At 60.9% G+C, this 14,849-nt stretch carries 14 protein-coding genes; 3 read left to right on the forward strand and 11 right to left on the reverse strand.

Going from position 1 to position 14,849, the window contains the following annotated elements; all coding sequences use genetic code 11:
• Positions 1-81 precede the first annotated feature (81 nt).
• From M8Q45_RS03420 to M8Q45_RS03445, 6 genes are all read right to left on the reverse strand, one after another.
• Entirely contained in the window at positions 82-783 is a 702-nt protein-coding gene (locus M8Q45_RS03420; RefSeq protein WP_003184675.1) for an ABC transporter ATP-binding protein, read from the reverse strand.
• Positions 784-1,551 (reverse strand): high-affinity branched-chain amino acid ABC transporter ATP-binding protein LivG, encoded by a 768-nt coding sequence (gene livG, locus M8Q45_RS03425; RefSeq protein ID WP_249873572.1) that lies wholly within the window; start codon positions 1,549-1,551, stop codon positions 784-786. It lies immediately after the preceding gene.
• Entirely contained in the window at positions 1,548-2,804 is a 1,257-nt protein-coding gene (locus M8Q45_RS03430; RefSeq protein ID WP_181289304.1) for a high-affinity branched-chain amino acid ABC transporter permease LivM, read from the reverse strand. The genes livG and M8Q45_RS03430 overlap by 4 nt, the downstream gene beginning before the upstream one ends.
• Entirely contained in the window at positions 2,801-3,724 is a 924-nt protein-coding gene (livH, locus tag M8Q45_RS03435) for a high-affinity branched-chain amino acid ABC transporter permease LivH (RefSeq protein WP_181289305.1), read from the reverse strand. The genes M8Q45_RS03430 and livH overlap by 4 nt, the downstream gene beginning before the upstream one ends.
• 230 nt (positions 3,725-3,954) lie before the next feature.
• Positions 3,955-5,082: a branched-chain amino acid ABC transporter substrate-binding protein gene (locus M8Q45_RS03440; protein ID WP_249873573.1), complete on the reverse strand. Its 1,128-nt coding sequence runs from the start codon at positions 5,080-5,082 to the stop codon at positions 3,955-3,957.
• 60 nt (positions 5,083-5,142) lie between these two features.
• Positions 5,143-5,391, reverse strand: coding sequence for a hypothetical protein (locus M8Q45_RS03445; protein WP_249873574.1), 249 nt, complete (start codon positions 5,389-5,391; stop codon positions 5,143-5,145).
• Between the two features lie 30 nt (positions 5,392-5,421).
• On the opposite strand from M8Q45_RS03445, the gene M8Q45_RS03450 reads away from it, so the two are divergent.
• The gene (locus M8Q45_RS03450; protein WP_249873575.1) at positions 5,422-5,727 is read left to right on the forward strand and encodes a DUF2288 domain-containing protein; all 306 of its coding nucleotides are present in this window, start codon (positions 5,422-5,424) and stop codon (positions 5,725-5,727) included.
• A gap of 288 nt (positions 5,728-6,015) precedes the next feature.
• Here M8Q45_RS03450 and M8Q45_RS03455 read toward each other — a convergent pair whose 3' ends face one another.
• Positions 6,016-8,190, reverse strand: a complete 2,175-nt coding sequence (locus M8Q45_RS03455) for a hypothetical protein (protein ID WP_249873576.1) — start codon at positions 8,188-8,190, stop codon at positions 6,016-6,018.
• Positions 8,191-8,551: 361 nt separating this feature from the next.
• On the opposite strand from M8Q45_RS03455, the gene M8Q45_RS03460 reads away from it, so the two are divergent.
• The gene (locus tag M8Q45_RS03460) at positions 8,552-9,901 is read left to right on the forward strand and encodes a spinster family MFS transporter (protein WP_249873577.1); all 1,350 of its coding nucleotides are present in this window, start codon (positions 8,552-8,554) and stop codon (positions 9,899-9,901) included.
• Between the two features lie 274 nt (positions 9,902-10,175).
• Here M8Q45_RS03460 and M8Q45_RS03465 read toward each other — a convergent pair whose 3' ends face one another.
• Both M8Q45_RS03465 and pobA read right to left on the reverse strand, forming a co-directional pair.
• Positions 10,176-11,693 carry an MDR family MFS transporter gene (locus M8Q45_RS03465; protein WP_249873578.1) on the reverse strand — a complete coding sequence of 506 codons (1,518 nt, stop codon included), beginning with the start codon at positions 11,691-11,693 and terminating at the stop codon, positions 10,176-10,178.
• 61 nt (positions 11,694-11,754) lie between these two features.
• Complete coding sequence (gene pobA, locus M8Q45_RS03470; protein WP_249873579.1) at positions 11,755-12,945, reverse strand: 4-hydroxybenzoate 3-monooxygenase; 1,191 nt, start codon at positions 12,943-12,945, stop codon at positions 11,755-11,757.
• Positions 12,946-13,117: 172 nt separating this feature from the next.
• Between pobA and M8Q45_RS03475 the strand changes: the two genes are divergently transcribed.
• The gene (locus M8Q45_RS03475; RefSeq protein WP_249873580.1) at positions 13,118-14,011 is read left to right on the forward strand and encodes a helix-turn-helix domain-containing protein; all 894 of its coding nucleotides are present in this window, start codon (positions 13,118-13,120) and stop codon (positions 14,009-14,011) included.
• Between the two features lie 7 nt (positions 14,012-14,018).
• On the opposite strand, the gene M8Q45_RS03480 is transcribed toward M8Q45_RS03475, so the two are convergent.
• Positions 14,019-14,195, reverse strand: coding sequence for a hypothetical protein (locus M8Q45_RS03480; protein WP_249873581.1), 177 nt, complete (start codon positions 14,193-14,195; stop codon positions 14,019-14,021).
• Positions 14,196-14,428: 233 nt separating this feature from the next.
• Positions 14,429-14,788 (reverse strand): DUF5064 family protein, encoded by a 360-nt coding sequence (locus M8Q45_RS03485; protein ID WP_249873582.1) that lies wholly within the window; start codon positions 14,786-14,788, stop codon positions 14,429-14,431.
• Between the last annotated feature and the right edge of the window lie 61 nt (positions 14,789-14,849).

The raw sequence follows: 14,849 nt of genomic DNA on the forward strand, positions 1-14,849 counted from the left end.
GCTCCCTCGCCACAGGGATTTACGTCCAACATCTGGGCGAAAAAAAAACGGCCCGAAGGCCGTTTTTTCGTTGCGACAGACTCAACCCCCCAAGTACGCCTCGCGCACCTTCGGATCGGTCAGCAGCGCTTCACCGGTGCCTTGCATCACCACGCGACCGTTCTCCAGCACGTATGCCCGGTCGGCGATTTTCAGCGCCTGGTTGGCGTTCTGCTCCACCAGGAACACCGTCACGCCGTCCTTGCGCAGCTGTTCGATGATGTCGAAGATCTGCTGGATGATGATCGGCGCCAGGCCCAGGGAAGGCTCGTCGAGCAACAGCAGCTTGGGCTTGCTCATCAGCGCACGGCCGATGGCGAGCATTTGCTGTTCGCCGCCGGACATGGTGCCGCCGCGCTGGGTAAAACGCTCTTTCAGGCGTGGGAAAAGGTGCAGCACCTTGTCCATCTGTTCCTGATAGTCGCCCTTGTCGGTGAAGAACCCGCCCATGGCGAGGTTTTCTTCCACGGTCAGCCGGGCAAATACCCGACGACCTTCCGGCACCACCGCGATGCTCTTGCGCATGATGCGCGCCGAGTCCTGGCCCACCAATTCCTCACCCATGTAGCGGATGCTGCCGCTGTGGGCCTGGGGTGAACCGCAGAGCGTCATCAGCAGCGTGGACTTGCCGGCGCCGTTGGCACCGATCAGCGTGACGATTTCGCCCTGGCGGACCTCGACGTTGACGCTGTGCAGCGCCTGGATCTTGCCGTAGAAGGTGGAAACGTTTTCGAACTGCAGCATTTACGCTTCCCCCAGGTAGGCTTTGATCACTTCAGGATTGTCGCGGATCTGTTCCGGCGTGCCGTCGGCCAGGGGCGTGCCCTGGTTGATCACGACGATGTGGTCGGAAATGCTCATGACCAGCTTCATGTCGTGCTCGATCAGCAGCACGGTGACGTTGTGCTCCTCGCGCAACACGCTGATCAACGCCTTCAGGTCTTCGGTTTCCTTCGGGTTCAGGCCAGCGGCCGGTTCGTCGAGCATGAGGATCCGCGGACGGGTCATCATGCAGCGGGCGATTTCCAGACGCCGTTGCTGACCGTAGGCCAGGGTGCCGGCGGTACGGTTGGCGAACTCGGTGAGGTTGACCTTGTCGAGCCAATACTCGGCGTACTCCATGGCCTCGCGTTCGCTCTTGCGGAACGACGGGGTCTTGAACAGGCCGGCAAAGAAGTTGGTGTTCAAGTGACGGTGCTGGGCGATCAGCAGGTTCTCGACCGCCGTCATGTCCTTGAACAGCCGCACGTTCTGGAAGGTCCGCACCACGCCCTTGCGAGCGATGTGATGGCCAGGCAGGCCCTGGATCGGCTCGCCGTCCAGCAGGATCGTACCGCCAGTGGGCTGGTAGAAGCCGGTCAGGCAGTTGAACACGGTGGTCTTGCCCGCGCCGTTAGGCCCGATCAGGGCCACCACCTGCTTCTCTTGCACGGTCAGGGCCACGCCGTTGACCGCCAGCAAACCGCCGAAGCGCATGCTCAAGTTTTCGACTTTCAGGATCTCGCGGCTCATTTGCGCAGCTCCATGTGGGGGCGTTGCATAGGCAGCAGACCTTGAGGACGCCAGATCATCATCAGCACCATCAAGGCGCCGAACATCAACATGCGGTATTCACTGAATTCACGCATCATTTCGGGCAGCAGGATCATCACGATCGCCGCCAGGATCACGCCCAGTTGCGAGCCCATCCCACCCAGCACGACGATGGCGAGGATGATCGCCGACTCGATGAAGGTGAAGGATTCCGGCGTCACCAGGCCTTGGCGGGCGGCGAAGAAGCTACCGGCGAAACCGGCAAACGCAGCGCCCAGGGTAAACGCCGACAGCTTGATCACGGTCGGGTTGAGACCCAGTGCGCGACAGGCGATTTCGTCCTCGCGCAACGCTTCCCACGCACGGCCGATCGGCATGCGCAGCAGGCGGTTGATGACGAACAACGCGGCCAGGGCCAGCAACAGGGCAACCAGGTAGAGGAAGATCACCTTGTTGATCGAGTTGTATTCCAGGCCGAAGTACTCGTGGAAGGTCTGCAGGCCTTCGGCGGCCTTGCGCTCGAAGGTCAGGCCGAAGAACGTCGGTTTCTCGATGTTGCTGATGCCGTTCGGACCGCCGGTGATGTCGGTGAGGTTGCGCAGGAACAGGCGGATGATCTCGCCGAAGCCCAGGGTCACGATCGCCAGGTAGTCACCGCGCAAACGCAGGACCGGGAAACCCAGCAGGAAACCGAAGGTGGCGGCCATCATCCCGGCGATCGGCAGGCAGATCCAGAAGCTCAGGCCGAAGTAGTGCGACAGCAGCGCGTAGCTGTAGGCGCCGACGGCGTAGAAACCGACGTAGCCCAGGTCCAGCAGGCCGGCCAGGCCTACGACGATGTTCAGGCCCAGGCCGAGCATCACGTAGATCAGGATCAGAGTGGCGATGTCCACCGCGCCGCGCGAACCGAAGAACGGCCACACCAGGGCCACGACGATCAGGCCCAGCACGATCCAGCGCTGGGTCGACGGCAGGGTCAGGAAGTTGCTGGCCTTGGCCGGGATCACCGGCACGCCGGGCGAGGCTTTCCACGCAGCGCTGATCTGCGTGCTGAACAGCACGCGCAGGAACATCAGCACAGAGCAGATCGCGATGGTGGCGAGGATGGCCGGGCTGGTGCCGTGCACTTCCAGGTTGATGCCGACGATGGTCAGTTTGAGACCGAGTACCGGGTAGGCCACGGCCCAGACCAGCAGGGCGCTGAAGAGCGCCGATTTGAGATGCCTAGTCATACTTTCTCAACCTCCGGACGGCCCAGGATGCCGGTCGGCCGGAATAACAGAACCAGAACCAACAAGCCGAACGCCACGACGTCTTTGTACTGATCGCCGAAGATGTCGGCGCCAAAGGCTTCCGCCACGCCCAGCACCAGCCCGCCGAGCATTGCACCGGGGATGCTGCCGATGCCGCCCAGTACCGCGGCGGTGAAGGCTTTCAGGCCGACCAGGAAACCGGCGTTGGGGTTGATCACGCCGTATTGCATGCTCAACAGCACCGCGGCGATCGCCGCCAGGGCGGCACCGATGACGAAGGTCAGGGCGATGATGTTGTTGGTGTTGATGCCCAGCAGGTTGGCCATCTTGATGTCCTCGGCACAGGCGCGGCAGGCGCGGCCCAGGCGGGAACGGGAGATGAACAGCGTCAGGCCGAGCATGGCGACCAGGGTCACCACGAACACCACGATTTGCATGTAGGAAATCAGCACTTCATGTGCCCCACCTGGCCCGATGGCGAAGTTGCCCGGAATCAGGTTGGGGATTGCTTTGTCCTTGGAGTCTTGCGAAAGCAGAACCGTGTTCTGCAGGAAGATCGACATGCCGATGGCGGAAATCAGCGGGATCAGACGGTTGCTGCCGCGCAACGGGCGATAGGCGATCCGTTCGATGCTGTAGCCATAGGCACTGGTGACCACGATGCTCGCGAGAAACGCCGCGGTCATCAACAGCGGGACACTGTCGAGTCCCATCATGGCCAGCCCGGCGATGGCGATGAACGCCACGTAGGAGCCAATCATGTACACCTCGCCGTGGGCGAAGTTGATCATTCCAATGATGCCGTAGACCATCGTATAGCCGATGGCGATCAGGGCATACGTGCTGCCAACGGTCAGGCCGTTAACCAGCTGCTGGAAGAAGTGATAGATGTCAGGCATTACAGCGCTCCTAAAAACCTGATACGCATTTCACTGGTGGAGTCATTTTCCCGCCCGGGCCCCGTGGATCTGCATCCACTTCGAACACGAGGTTTGCCAGCGAACCGCTGATGACGGTTTTGAGATTTTCAGGTGGGGAGACTGGCGGATCACGCCAGCGCGGCCCAATACATTTAAAACAAAGCCCACGGCACGCCGTGGGCTTTATTGGCAGTCAGTCAGGCCAGGCCTTACTGAGGCGATACTTCAGTTTTCGGCTTGCCGTTGTGCCACTCGTAGACCACGAACTTGAAGTCCTTCAGGTCGCCCTTGTCGTCGAAGCTCAGGTCGCCGGTCGGGGTCTTGAAGGAGCCTTTATGAATGGCTTCAGCCACTTTGGAGGCGTCTTCGGACTTGGCAGCCTTGATGCCTTCGGCGATCACTTCAACAGCCGAGTAGGACGGGAACACGAACGGACCGCTCGGGTCTTCCTTCTTGGCCTTGAACGCGTCCGCCAGGGCAACGTTGGCAGGGTCCTGGTCGAAGGATTTCGGCAAGGTCACCAGCAGGCCTTCGGACGCATCCTTGGCGATCTGGGTGATCGAGTCGTTACCCACGCCTTCCGGACCCATGAACTTGGCTTTCAGGCCTTTTTCCTGGGCTTGACGCAAGATCAGGCCCAGCTCCGGGTGGTAGCCGCCGTAGTAGACGAAGTCGACGTTGGCTTGCTTGAGCTTGGCGATCATCGAGGAGAAGTCCTTGTCGCCGGCGTTCACGCCTTCGAAGACGGCTACTTTCACGCCTTTGCCTTCGAGGGTTTTCTTCACTGCGCTGGCGATGCCTTCACCGTACTGCTGCTTGTCGTGCAGGACCGCAACGATTTTCGGCTTGACGTGGTCGGCGATGTAGTTGCCGGCCGCCGGGCCTTGGGCGCTGTCCAGGCCGATGGTGCGGAAGATCATCTTGTAGCCACGAGCGGTGATGTCCGGGCTGGTGGCCGCTGGCGTGATCATGATCACGCCTTCGTCTTCGTAGATGTCCGAAGCGGGCTGGGTGGAGCTGGAGCACAGGTGGCCGACCACGAACTTGACGCCGTCGTTGACGACCTTGTTCGCGACCGCGACCGCTTGTTTTGGATCACAGGCGTCATCGTATTCAACGGCGACGAGTTGCTTGCCGTCGACGCCGCCCTTGGCGTTGATCTGCTCGATGGCCATTTTCGCGCCACTGAACTGCATGTCGCCGTATTGGGCTACAGGGCCGGTCTTGGGGCCGGCGATGCCGATCTTGATGGTGTCGGCGGCAAACGAATGGCTGGCAACCCCGGCCAGAACCATAGCGGCAAACAGTTTGGAAATCTGCTTAGTAGCCTTAGTCATAGTGCTCCACTCATGCTGTTGTAGTTTTTATAGTCCTGGCGCCGTAGCAGCAGAACCGGGTCAGATATCTTGGATACCCTCGCGGAAAATGCCCCCGGCAACTGTACCGGTACAGTGTAGAGCGCCGATTGTTGGCAAGGGAAGCTGGCGCTTGGGGGCAAAACCTGAGGGTGTCGCTTTATTGAAAGAAAAAGACAGATTCGCGGCGGGGTTTGTCCGGTCAAATCGGCAATCCTTGGCTTTGCTGCGCTTTTCAATCGGTGCTGCAATTGCAACCGGGTTTTTCTGCCAGACCACCGACGTTATCATTCGCGCCGATTTCTTTTCCGGACAGCTCCCATGAATCAAGAACCTAGCACCCTCTATGCCAAATTGCTCGGTGAAACCGCATCTATCACCTGGAAAGAGCTGGAGCCGTTCTTTGCCAAGGGTGCCCTATTGTGGGTCGACCCGGCACTGGATCTGATCGCTGCCGCCGAGGCCGTTGCCCAGGACGAAGGTACCAAAGTCGCCGCCTGGCTGGGCGCCGGGCAGGTCGCCAAGCTGTCTGAAACGCGGGCGCTGGATCTTTTCGAGCGCGATCCAGAACTCTGGGCCGTGGTGGTTTCGCCGTGGATCATGATCCAGGAAAGGGCATCGAATTGATCGGCGCACCAAATGAGTTCGCGCGTGGGCCCGCTGGAAAGTGTGTAGGCGAGTAGCGTGATGGCAGCCTGCCGTGGCGAAACGCCACAAGGGAGGGTGACGTATACGTAACGGGAACAGTTTATTGAGCAGCCTTTTGGCTGCTCAATTGTTTCTGGATGTTGTTCGGGGGGAGAGATTCAAGACCGCTATCGCGAGCAAGCTCGCTCCCACAATGGGCCTGCGTGCACAAAACCCTGTGGGAGCGAGCTTGCTCGCGATTGAAGGCGACACGGTGTCAAGCCAACCTCAATACGTCCTGCCCGTATGGTTATTAAGCGAAATAACCTTGGTCTTGCCGATCCGGTGACGGTAGATCTCGCGCAGGTACTTGATCGACTTTTTCACGCAGTCACGGGACAGGCGAATGTCGTTGATCGAGACGAACTTCTCCTTGTCGCTGATCAGCTCGCGGTATTTCTTCTCGTACATCGGCTTGATCGCGTACCAGTTGGTGTCGAGGATCTTCGCCGGGTTCTCGAATTCATTGAGCAGGTCGTCGATGCGCGCCTCGTCGAATTCTTCGTTGATGATGAAGTCGAGGATCGAGTTGTCGAGGGTCTCGTCGAAGCGGTACGGGGTGCGGGCGAAGCAACGCTTGATGAATGCCACGATCAGCGTCAGGAAATCGTCCGACAGACACGGGCTCTTGGCGATCAAGGTGGTCAGCGACAGGTTCGCCGAGGCGCCGATCACCAAGGCGTAGCGCTTGAGCGTGGTGTTGGGGAACAGGCTGTTGAGGTGGGTCTTGAGCCGGTTCAGGTCCATGTAGGACAGTTTGTAGTCCTTGGGCAACGAGACAATCGATACCACCGACGAGCAATTCTTGAAGAAGTGCAGGTCATGCAGGGCCGCTGCGTCGTAGCCGGAGTTCTTGTATTGCTCAAGCGAAGCCCGGTAGCGCTTGGACTCGATGGGCAAGAGGCTGATGCCTTCGATGGCCTGGGTGACTTTGTTGAAGTGCGGCAGGTCGATGGAGCGGAAGAACAGATCGTCGATGTTCAGGCGCGGCGGTTCTTTTTCGAACACCTTGAACTTGTCGCCGCTCGGCGCCGGGGATTCCGGGACGACGGACTCGGCGTAGGCAATCGCCACCGGACCGGCCAGGCTCATGAACAGGTCGTTGGCGTCCAGGCGAATGGTTTCGCCGATGTCGATGCCGGCGCGACGGAAGTAGTTCTGGTCGTAGTCGGTGGTGACCGCCTGGGCTGTCAGGATGTTGAATATCTGCTGGGAAATGTACTGGTTGGCGTGTTTTTCCATGGCATTGACATCAATGTTCTGGATGTTGCCGTCATCGCTTTCTTCGGCGTAGCGCATGATGTCGTTGGAGATCAGCATCATCGCGTTCCATGGACGGATACGCCCCATCACGCTCGCTTCGCTGCTGTCTTCGTTGGCGAAGTTGTACGAGAAATCCCATTCTTCCGAGAGGTATTTGCACAACAGCCGTCCGGCGTTGATGTGCAGGGCCTCGGACATTTCACTGCGGTGATCGGAAATATTCGGCAGCACGCAGATGCCACTGGTGAAGATCGGCTCGAAGACGAAGGAATGACCGCTCTTGCTGTCGTGTTCGTCCATCGGCTTGGTGTCGAACGTCTTGTTCATGTACGAATACTGCTGGGCCAGGCCGAACTCCGAGGCCATGCCCGAACCGGTACCGCCGCCGGCGCTGAAGATCGAGAAGTACAGGCGCGACTGGTTGGCCTTGATGCCGCAACTGTCGATCAGGTACGAGTGGATCATTTTCCAGTCGGGGCTGGAGAAGCGCTGGGTGTCCTTGTTCAGGATGATCTTCGCCAGGTACTGGCCGAGGATCGGCGCGTTACCGGCGCCGCCGGCATGGACTTCCGACAGGTCCATGATTTTCATCTTGCTGTAGTCGCGCAGGAAGCCGCTTTTTTCGCCTTTGCGTGAAAAGCGGATACGCCCGGCGATGTCTTTGTCCAGGTCGCCCAGCATGACCAGCGGCTCCACCAGGAACACCGGTTTGCTGGCCTTGCTGGTGCCCAGGCGCAGGTTGCGCATCCATTGCGCCGGGCGATAGCCCTTGTCACCGTAGGTCTTGTCTTCGGCGTTGAATTCGTTGAGGTAGAACTTGCGAGCGTTGTAGACCAGCTCCGCCACGTCCAGCGCGATATTGGAACCGCAGCGCCCCAGGCCGATCAGGCACACCGACGGGAATTCCTGCTGGCCGCGTTCGCTCTCGTCATCCACCAGGTGCGGCGGGCGCGGGAACACGGCATCACGCAGGCCGTCGAGGTTGTCGAGGATGCGGTCGGTGTTGGTCTCGGTGAAATACAGGTATTGCTGGGTTGCGAGGGATCGCGAGCTGCTCGACAGCGTCGAGGCTTCAGGGCCGTTGGCGGCCGGGCTCAGGGTCAGATCGGAAACCGCAGTGGCTGTTTTTTTGGAAGTCATTGTGCGCCGTATGCCTGAACTGGTTGGTGCGTCGATTTCGTCGACGAACCGTCGCGGATGGGAGCTCGCGTCCTTGAATGGCGCGAATGTCGACCCAAGCGTCCAGGGCTGCAGCCTGAGCAGCGCTCGGGGAGAATCTATTCCTGATCATGTTGGATCGGCCATGCCACGGCGTTCTTTAATCGAAAACAGGCGAAATGATGGCAATTGTTACAGGAAATTGACCGCCGTCATGAAACACGCCCGGCGCCATGGCCGGGTATCAGCCAGGCGAATGATTGGAGACAGCCTGCGCATCGCTGTCTAGATTGCAGGTTCCGGGCTCGGAAGCCTCGCCCATAACAATAAAAGAGACGGACCCATGCAGAACTCGACCCAAGCGGCGAATGCCTGGCGCATTCTGTTCCTGCTGTTCCTGGCCAATCTGTTCAACTTCTTCGACCGCACCATCCCGGCGATCATCATCGAACCGATCCGTATGGAATGGAGCCTCAGCGACTTCCAGATCGGCATCATCGGCACCGCGTTCACCATCGTCTACGCCATTGCCGGCTTGCCGCTGGGGCGCATGGCCGATACCGGTTCGCGCAGCAAGTTGATGGGCTGGGGCCTGGCGGCCTGGAGCGGCCTGACGGCGGTAAACGGCCTGGTGGGCAGTTTCTGGGCGTTCCTGGTGGTGCGCATGGGCGTGGGCATCGGTGAGGCCAGCTATGCACCGGCGGCGAACTCGTTGATTGGCGATCTGTTTCCGGCTCACCGCCGGGCGCGGGCGATGGGCATTTTCATGCTGGGTCTGCCGCTGGGCCTGCTGCTGGCGTTCTTCACCATTGGCGCGATGGTCAAGGCCTTCGACAGCTGGCGTGCGCCGTTCTTCATCGCCGCGGTGCCGGGGCTGGTGCTGGCGGTGTTCATGTTTTTCATCAAGGAACCCAAGCGCGGCGCGGCGGAAACCGTGCAGGTGTCCCAGGAGAAAGTTGATAAACCGGTTCGCCGGGTGCTGGCGATCCCGACCTTTCTCTGGCTGGTGCTGGCGGGGCTTTGCTTCAACTTTGCCACCTATGCCTGCAACTCGTTCCTGGTGCCGATGCTGCAGCGGTATTTCGGGATGCCGCTGCACGAGGCGGCCGTGGCCACCGGCATCATGGTGGGCGTGACCGGATTGTTCGGGCTCACCTTGGGCGGTTGGGTCGCCGACAAGATTCACCAACGCGTGCCCAACGGTCGCTTGCTGTTTGCGGCGTTCAGCCTGGCGATTTCCACCGTCACCACGGCGTGGGCCCTGCATGCAGGGCGCATCGAGATCGGCGTGTTCGTGGCGGTGTTCAGCGTTGGTTGGCTGTTTGCCTACAACTTCTACACCTGCGTCTACACCGCCATCCAGGATGTGGTGGAGCCACGCCTGCGTGCCACGGCGATGGCCTTGTATTTTGCTGGATTGTATTTGCTCGGCGGTGGCCTGGGGCCGGTGGTGGTGGGTGGCTTGTCCGACTACTTCGCCCGCACGGCCATGACGGCCGCCGGTGTCGACCAGATGACCGAAGCGTTCAAGGCCATCGGCCTGCATGACGCGATGTACCTGATCCCGGTGGCGCTGCTGCTGACCATGGTGTTCCTGTTCCTGGCGTCTCGCTGCTTCGTGCGCGATGCCCGGCGGATGAAGGAGGGGATGAGTGTGGTGGTGGAGCCGGAGGGTGTGGTGGCGACGGCCTGAGAGATTGGGTCGCCCTATTGCTTTCGTGGCGAGGGAGCTTGCGCCCGCTGGACTGTCTGTAGGAGCTGCGTAGGAGCCGCGTTGGAGCTGCGTTGGAGCTGCGTAGGAGCTGCCGAGCGAAGCGAGGCTGCGATCTTTACCCCAGACACTTGAATCTCAAGTGAAAGATCAAAAGATCAAAAGATCAAAAGATCAAAAGATCGCAGGCTTCGCCAGCTCCTACAGAGCCCAGCGGGGATAAATCCCCTCGCCACAGGGTTCAGTGCCGTCCGTGCTACCGAGCCTTTTCTTCGCGCCCGCGCAACAGGCGATCGGGCATCGCCACCGCCGCCGCCAGCCCCAGCAACGACACCGCCGCGCTGATCATCAGCAGGTGGCGGAACGTTGCCTGCAGTTCTTCGCGCAAAGCGTCCAGCGCCTCGCCAGGCGCGGCATTCAGGCCATCGAGCAGCACGTTGCCTGAATGCCCTTCGCCAATCACCGACGAACCGGCGAGCTGGGCAAAGCCGGAATCCTGGAGCAACGCCAGCAGCAGCGCTGACATCAACGCCACGCCCACCGCGCCGCCCAATGAGCGGAAGAGGTTGGTGGTGCTGGTGGCGACGCCGATGTCCCGTTGCTGCACCGAATTCTGCGAGCCCACCAGCGAGGTGGGAAATTGCATGCCGGAGGCGATGCCGCTGAGCAACATGAACAGACCACTGAGCCATAGCGCGCCGGGTGGCGTGAAAGCCATGCCGAGAAGGGCGAACGGGAAGAGCACGGCGCCACTGAGGATCATCGGTTTGTAGCGCCCGGTGACCGAGGTTCGCCGCCCGGCGAAATAAGCACCGATCGGCAGTCCCATCGCCAGCGGCAGCAAATGCAGCGCGGCACTGTCGGCGCCGGCGCCGGTCACGCTCTGGAAGCGCAACGGCACCAGCACCGTCAGTGAGATGGCCTGGAAACTGGTGAAAAACACCGTGCACCAGCACAACACCGCGCTGCGGTTGACGAACAGGTGCATGGGCAGCAACGGCTCGCGGGCGCGGCGTTCATGCCAGGCGAACAGGCCCAGCACGACCACCGCGCAACCCAGCAGCCCGAGCACTTCCCGGCTGTGCCAGGCGTGCCCCTGGCCGATCTGAGTAATGCCCAGCAGCAGCGCGGTCAGGCCGATGATCAGCAACACGGTGCCCAGGTAATCGATGATCGGCGTGCGTTGCGGCACCGGCAGCCCCACCAGCGTGCGCCGGGCCACCAGCCAGGCGCCCAGGCCCAGCGGCAGGTTGATCCAGAAGACCCAGCGCCACGACAGGTATTCGGTCATGTAGCCGCCGAGCACCGGCCCGGCGACGCTGGCCACTGCGTACATGCTGCTGAAATAGCCCTGGTAGCGACCGCGCTCGCGGGGCGGGATGATGTCGCCGATGATCGCCTGGCTCACGGAAATCATGCCGCCGGCGCCGATGCCCTGGAAAATCCGCGCCAGCACCAACTGTTCCATGTTCTGCGCCATCCCGCAGAACAGCGAGGCGAGGGTGAACAGGCCCATGCCGAACAGCATCAGCGGCCGCCGGCCATACAAGTCGCCCAGCTTGCCGTAGATCGGCACCGCAACGGTCATGGCGACCATGTAGCCGGAGATCACCCAGGCCAGCAGGCTGACGTCCTTGAACTGCGCGGAAATGGCCGGCATCGAGACCGCGACGATGGTCTGGTCCAATGCCCCGAGGAAAATCGCCAGCATCAGCGCCACCAGCACGCTGCGGATGGCGGGCTGTTGGGCTTGGGGAGTATTGAGCTGAGTCACGGTGGAACCTGCGGGCATCGTGCCTGGCGGCGAAATGCTCGCAGTTTAAATCGATAGCCGGCTATTCGATAGCCTCGTAAGGAAGACCGACGTAATTTTCCGCGATGGTTTTTCGACCGGCCTCGGAGTCGACGAAATACTCCAGTTCCGCCTCGCTGATGCGCTGGTTGAACGCATCGTCATCGAAGCGGTGCAGCATCGACGTCATCCACCAGGAAAACCGCTCGGCTTTCCAGACCCTTCGCAGGCAGATGTCGGAGTAGCGTTCCAGCAGATCCACGCGACCGTCGCGATAGACCTTGAGCAAGATATTGAACAGCGTGCTGACATCGCTGGCAGCCAGGTTCAACCCCTTGGCACCGGTCGGCGGGACAATGTGGGCGGCGTCGCCGACCAGGAACATCCTTCCGTATTGCATCGGTTCCACCACAAAGCTGCGCAGCGGCGCGATGCTTTTTTCGATGGAAGGACCGGTCACCAGCGTTTCGGCCAGGTCGGCGGGCAGGCGGTTTTTCAGTTCGGTCCAGAAGCGCTCGTCCGGCCAGTCGGCCACGTGTTCCTCGGCGGGCACCTGCAGGTAATAACGGGTACGGGTCCGTGAGCGCATGCTGCATAGGGCGAAGCCGCGCTCGTGACGCGCATAGACGAGTTCTTCGTGGACGGGCGGGGTATCGGCGAGGATGCCGAGCCAGCCGAACGGGTAGACGCGCTCGAAGACCTTGAGTTTTTCCGCCGGAATCGACTGCCGCGCCACGCCGTGGAAACCGTCGCAGCCGGCCACGTAATCGCAGTCCAGGCGCCAGGTTTCGCCGGCGTGTTCGAACGTTACGAAGGGGTGATCGTTCGTGAGATCGTGGGGTTGGGCATTGTCGACCTGATACAGCGTCCGCGCGCCGGATGCCTCGCGCGCCGCCATCAGGTCGCGGGTGACTTCGGTCTGGCCGTAGACCATGACGTTCTGGCCGCCCGTCAGCCCCTTGAGGTCGATGTGCACGCGACGACCATTGAGGACCAGTTCAAAGCCGTCGTGGGGCAGGCCTTCGGCGTCCATGCGCTGGCCAACCCCGGCCTGGCGCAGCAGCTGGACCATGCCTTGTTCGAGCACGCCGGCGCGGATGCGGCTGAGGACGTAGTCGGGTGCCTGCCGTTCGAGGATCACGGTGTCGATCCCAGCGTTGTGCAGCAACTGGCCGAGCAGCAGTCCAGAGGGGCCGGCGCCGATAATGGCGACTTGGGTCTTGAGGGTTTTCATTGTTGTTATGACTCGCAAGAAGCACGCGACCAGGGTCGGTGTTTATTTTTAGTAATCCTGGCGTGCATTTTTCGCTTGCGGACCTGTCAGTTGAAGGGGAAAACTGCGCTGAAACCTGTACTTTCTGCCAATCGGTGCGATTACCGCCCGTAACCCGAGGCCGATCCTCGTTATGAAGAAAACTGAGCTGCCTTCGATCCCGGTGTTCAAGCTCTATGGCGAAAGCCAGGATTGGCCCACGCCGGATCTGCTGCACTGCGAAACCATTTCCAGCCGCAGCAGCGAGCACCAATGGGAAATCAAACCCCATCGGCATGCCGACCTGTGCCAGTTGCTGTTTGTCTTCAAGGGCCAGGCAGAGCTGGAAATTGAAGGCCAGCGCACCCGGCTCGACGAGCCGGCGGTGCAGATCCTGCCGCCGCTGTCGGTCCATGGCTTTCGGTTTTCCGAGGATGTGCAAGGTTACGTAGTCACGCTGGCGGCGCCGCTGGTGACGCACCTGCAGGGGCAGCTCGGTCATTCGGTGAACATCCTGGCCCAGGCCGAAGCCTACCCGGCCGGCGAGAACGCCGATTATCTCAACAGCTTGTTCAGCGCCTTGCAGGCCGAGTACGTCGGGCACCAACCGGCCCGGGAAATGCTGATGCATGCGCTGGTCAGCGTGATCATGGTCTGGGTCAGTCGCCAGGTGATGAGCCGGCGCACCTCGACCCAGCGCCCGCAACGGGCCCGGGAATACCTCAACGGCTTCATCCAGCTGGTGGAGGAAACCTATCGCCAGCACGTCAAGGTCGAAGACCTGGCCCATCGCCTGGGTATTTCGGTGTCGCACCTCAACGGTACCTGTCGCGAACTGGCGGGGCAGCCGGCGCTGCAGATCATGCATGAGCGGCAATTGTTGGAAGCCAAACGGCTGCTGACCTACACCGGCATGACGATCTATGAGATATCCGAGATGCTCGGCTTCTCTGACCCGACCAACTTCACCCGGCTGTTTCGCCGGCGCGTCGGTATCTCGCCCAAGGTATTCCGGGACCGGCTCAAGACCGATCAACCGGACGACTGACCACGCCTCAGCGCAGGGCGTTCAGGGTTGCGCTGTGGGGGATGCAGCGTTCGAAGTTGCAGCTGGCGTATTCACGGGGCAACTGCCTGGCCTGCTCGACCCGATAAGCCGCGGTGCCGTACAACGCAAGCGTGGCGGTGCAGGTGATGAAGATGGCGAGGCGTCTTCTTGTTTTGATGTTCATGGCGATGACCTCTGAACGAATACCCGGGGGTACTGCTTTCAGCATAGGTCAGCTGTGGCGGGTTGCCAGCGAGGCAGTGAGGGTGTTTAACCGATATTCAGAACACTGATATCCCTTGTGGGAGCGAGCTTGCTCGCGATGAGGGCGGGTCAGTCACCCTGAGTGTCGACTGATCTACCGCTATCGCGAGCAAGCTTGCTCCCACAGGGGATTGGGGTGGTCTTTTAACCGGGTTATTCCAGGTGCTCTGGCTTCATCGGGTCCCCCGGCTTGACGTCCAGTTGGTGGCGCACGTCTTCGAACATCTCGTCGTAGTACTTATGCATCGAGCCAATGCTGGCGGTCTTGGGCAAGCCGTATTGCTGGGCGATGCGCGTGGCGTGGCGGGCGAAGTCGAAAGCCTGGTCCTTGGCCAGGAAAAACGTCTCGTCCACGTTCTTGTCTTCCACCGTGCCGTGCAGGCGGAAGGACATGCCCGTTCCCTCCTTGGGATCCTGTGCAATCTCGTAGTCGATGCACAGGTTGTAGCTGTAATCATCCTTGTTCAGCGCATGGCGCTCCATGTGCAGGTGACCGGGTTTGAACATGGCCATTGACGACTCTCCTTCGAAGGCGTGGAGAACGGCAGACACCGCGCCTGCCGCATAAGTTTTG

The organism is Pseudomonas sp. T1.Ur (genome assembly GCF_023516725.1).
GTDB lineage: Bacteria > Pseudomonadota > Gammaproteobacteria > Pseudomonadales > Pseudomonadaceae > Aquipseudomonas > Aquipseudomonas alvandae.

Bases quoted from the DNA above. Each gene is read 5' to 3' on its own strand.
- pobA (WP_249873579.1), bottom strand. From the start codon at position 12,945: ATGAAAACCCTCAAGACCCAAGTCGCCATTATCGGCGCCGGCCCCTCT.
- M8Q45_RS03440 (WP_249873573.1), bottom strand. From the start codon at position 5,082: ATGACTAAGGCTACTAAGCAGATTTCCAAACTGTTTGCCGCTATGGTT.
- M8Q45_RS03460 (WP_249873577.1), top strand. From the start codon at position 8,552: ATGCAGAACTCGACCCAAGCGGCGAATGCCTGGCGCATTCTGTTCCTG.
- M8Q45_RS03455 (WP_249873576.1), bottom strand. From the start codon at position 8,190: ATGACTTCCAAAAAAACAGCCACTGCGGTTTCCGATCTGACCCTGAGC.
- M8Q45_RS03485 (WP_249873582.1), bottom strand. From the start codon at position 14,788: ATGGCCATGTTCAAACCCGGTCACCTGCACATGGAGCGCCATGCGCTG.
- M8Q45_RS03480 (WP_249873581.1), bottom strand. From the start codon at position 14,195: ATGAACATCAAAACAAGAAGACGCCTCGCCATCTTCATCACCTGCACC.
- M8Q45_RS03430 (WP_181289304.1), bottom strand. From the start codon at position 2,804: ATGACTAGGCATCTCAAATCGGCGCTCTTCAGCGCCCTGCTGGTCTGG.
- M8Q45_RS03475 (WP_249873580.1), top strand. From the start codon at position 13,118: ATGAAGAAAACTGAGCTGCCTTCGATCCCGGTGTTCAAGCTCTATGGC.
- livG (WP_249873572.1), bottom strand. From the start codon at position 1,551: ATGAGCCGCGAGATCCTGAAAGTCGAAAACTTGAGCATGCGCTTCGGC.
- M8Q45_RS03450 (WP_249873575.1), top strand. From the start codon at position 5,422: ATGAATCAAGAACCTAGCACCCTCTATGCCAAATTGCTCGGTGAAACC.
- livH (WP_181289305.1), bottom strand. From the start codon at position 3,724: ATGCCTGACATCTATCACTTCTTCCAGCAGCTGGTTAACGGCCTGACC.
- M8Q45_RS03445 (WP_249873574.1), bottom strand. From the start codon at position 5,391: ATGATAACGTCGGTGGTCTGGCAGAAAAACCCGGTTGCAATTGCAGCA.
- M8Q45_RS03420 (WP_003184675.1), bottom strand. From the start codon at position 783: ATGCTGCAGTTCGAAAACGTTTCCACCTTCTACGGCAAGATCCAGGCG.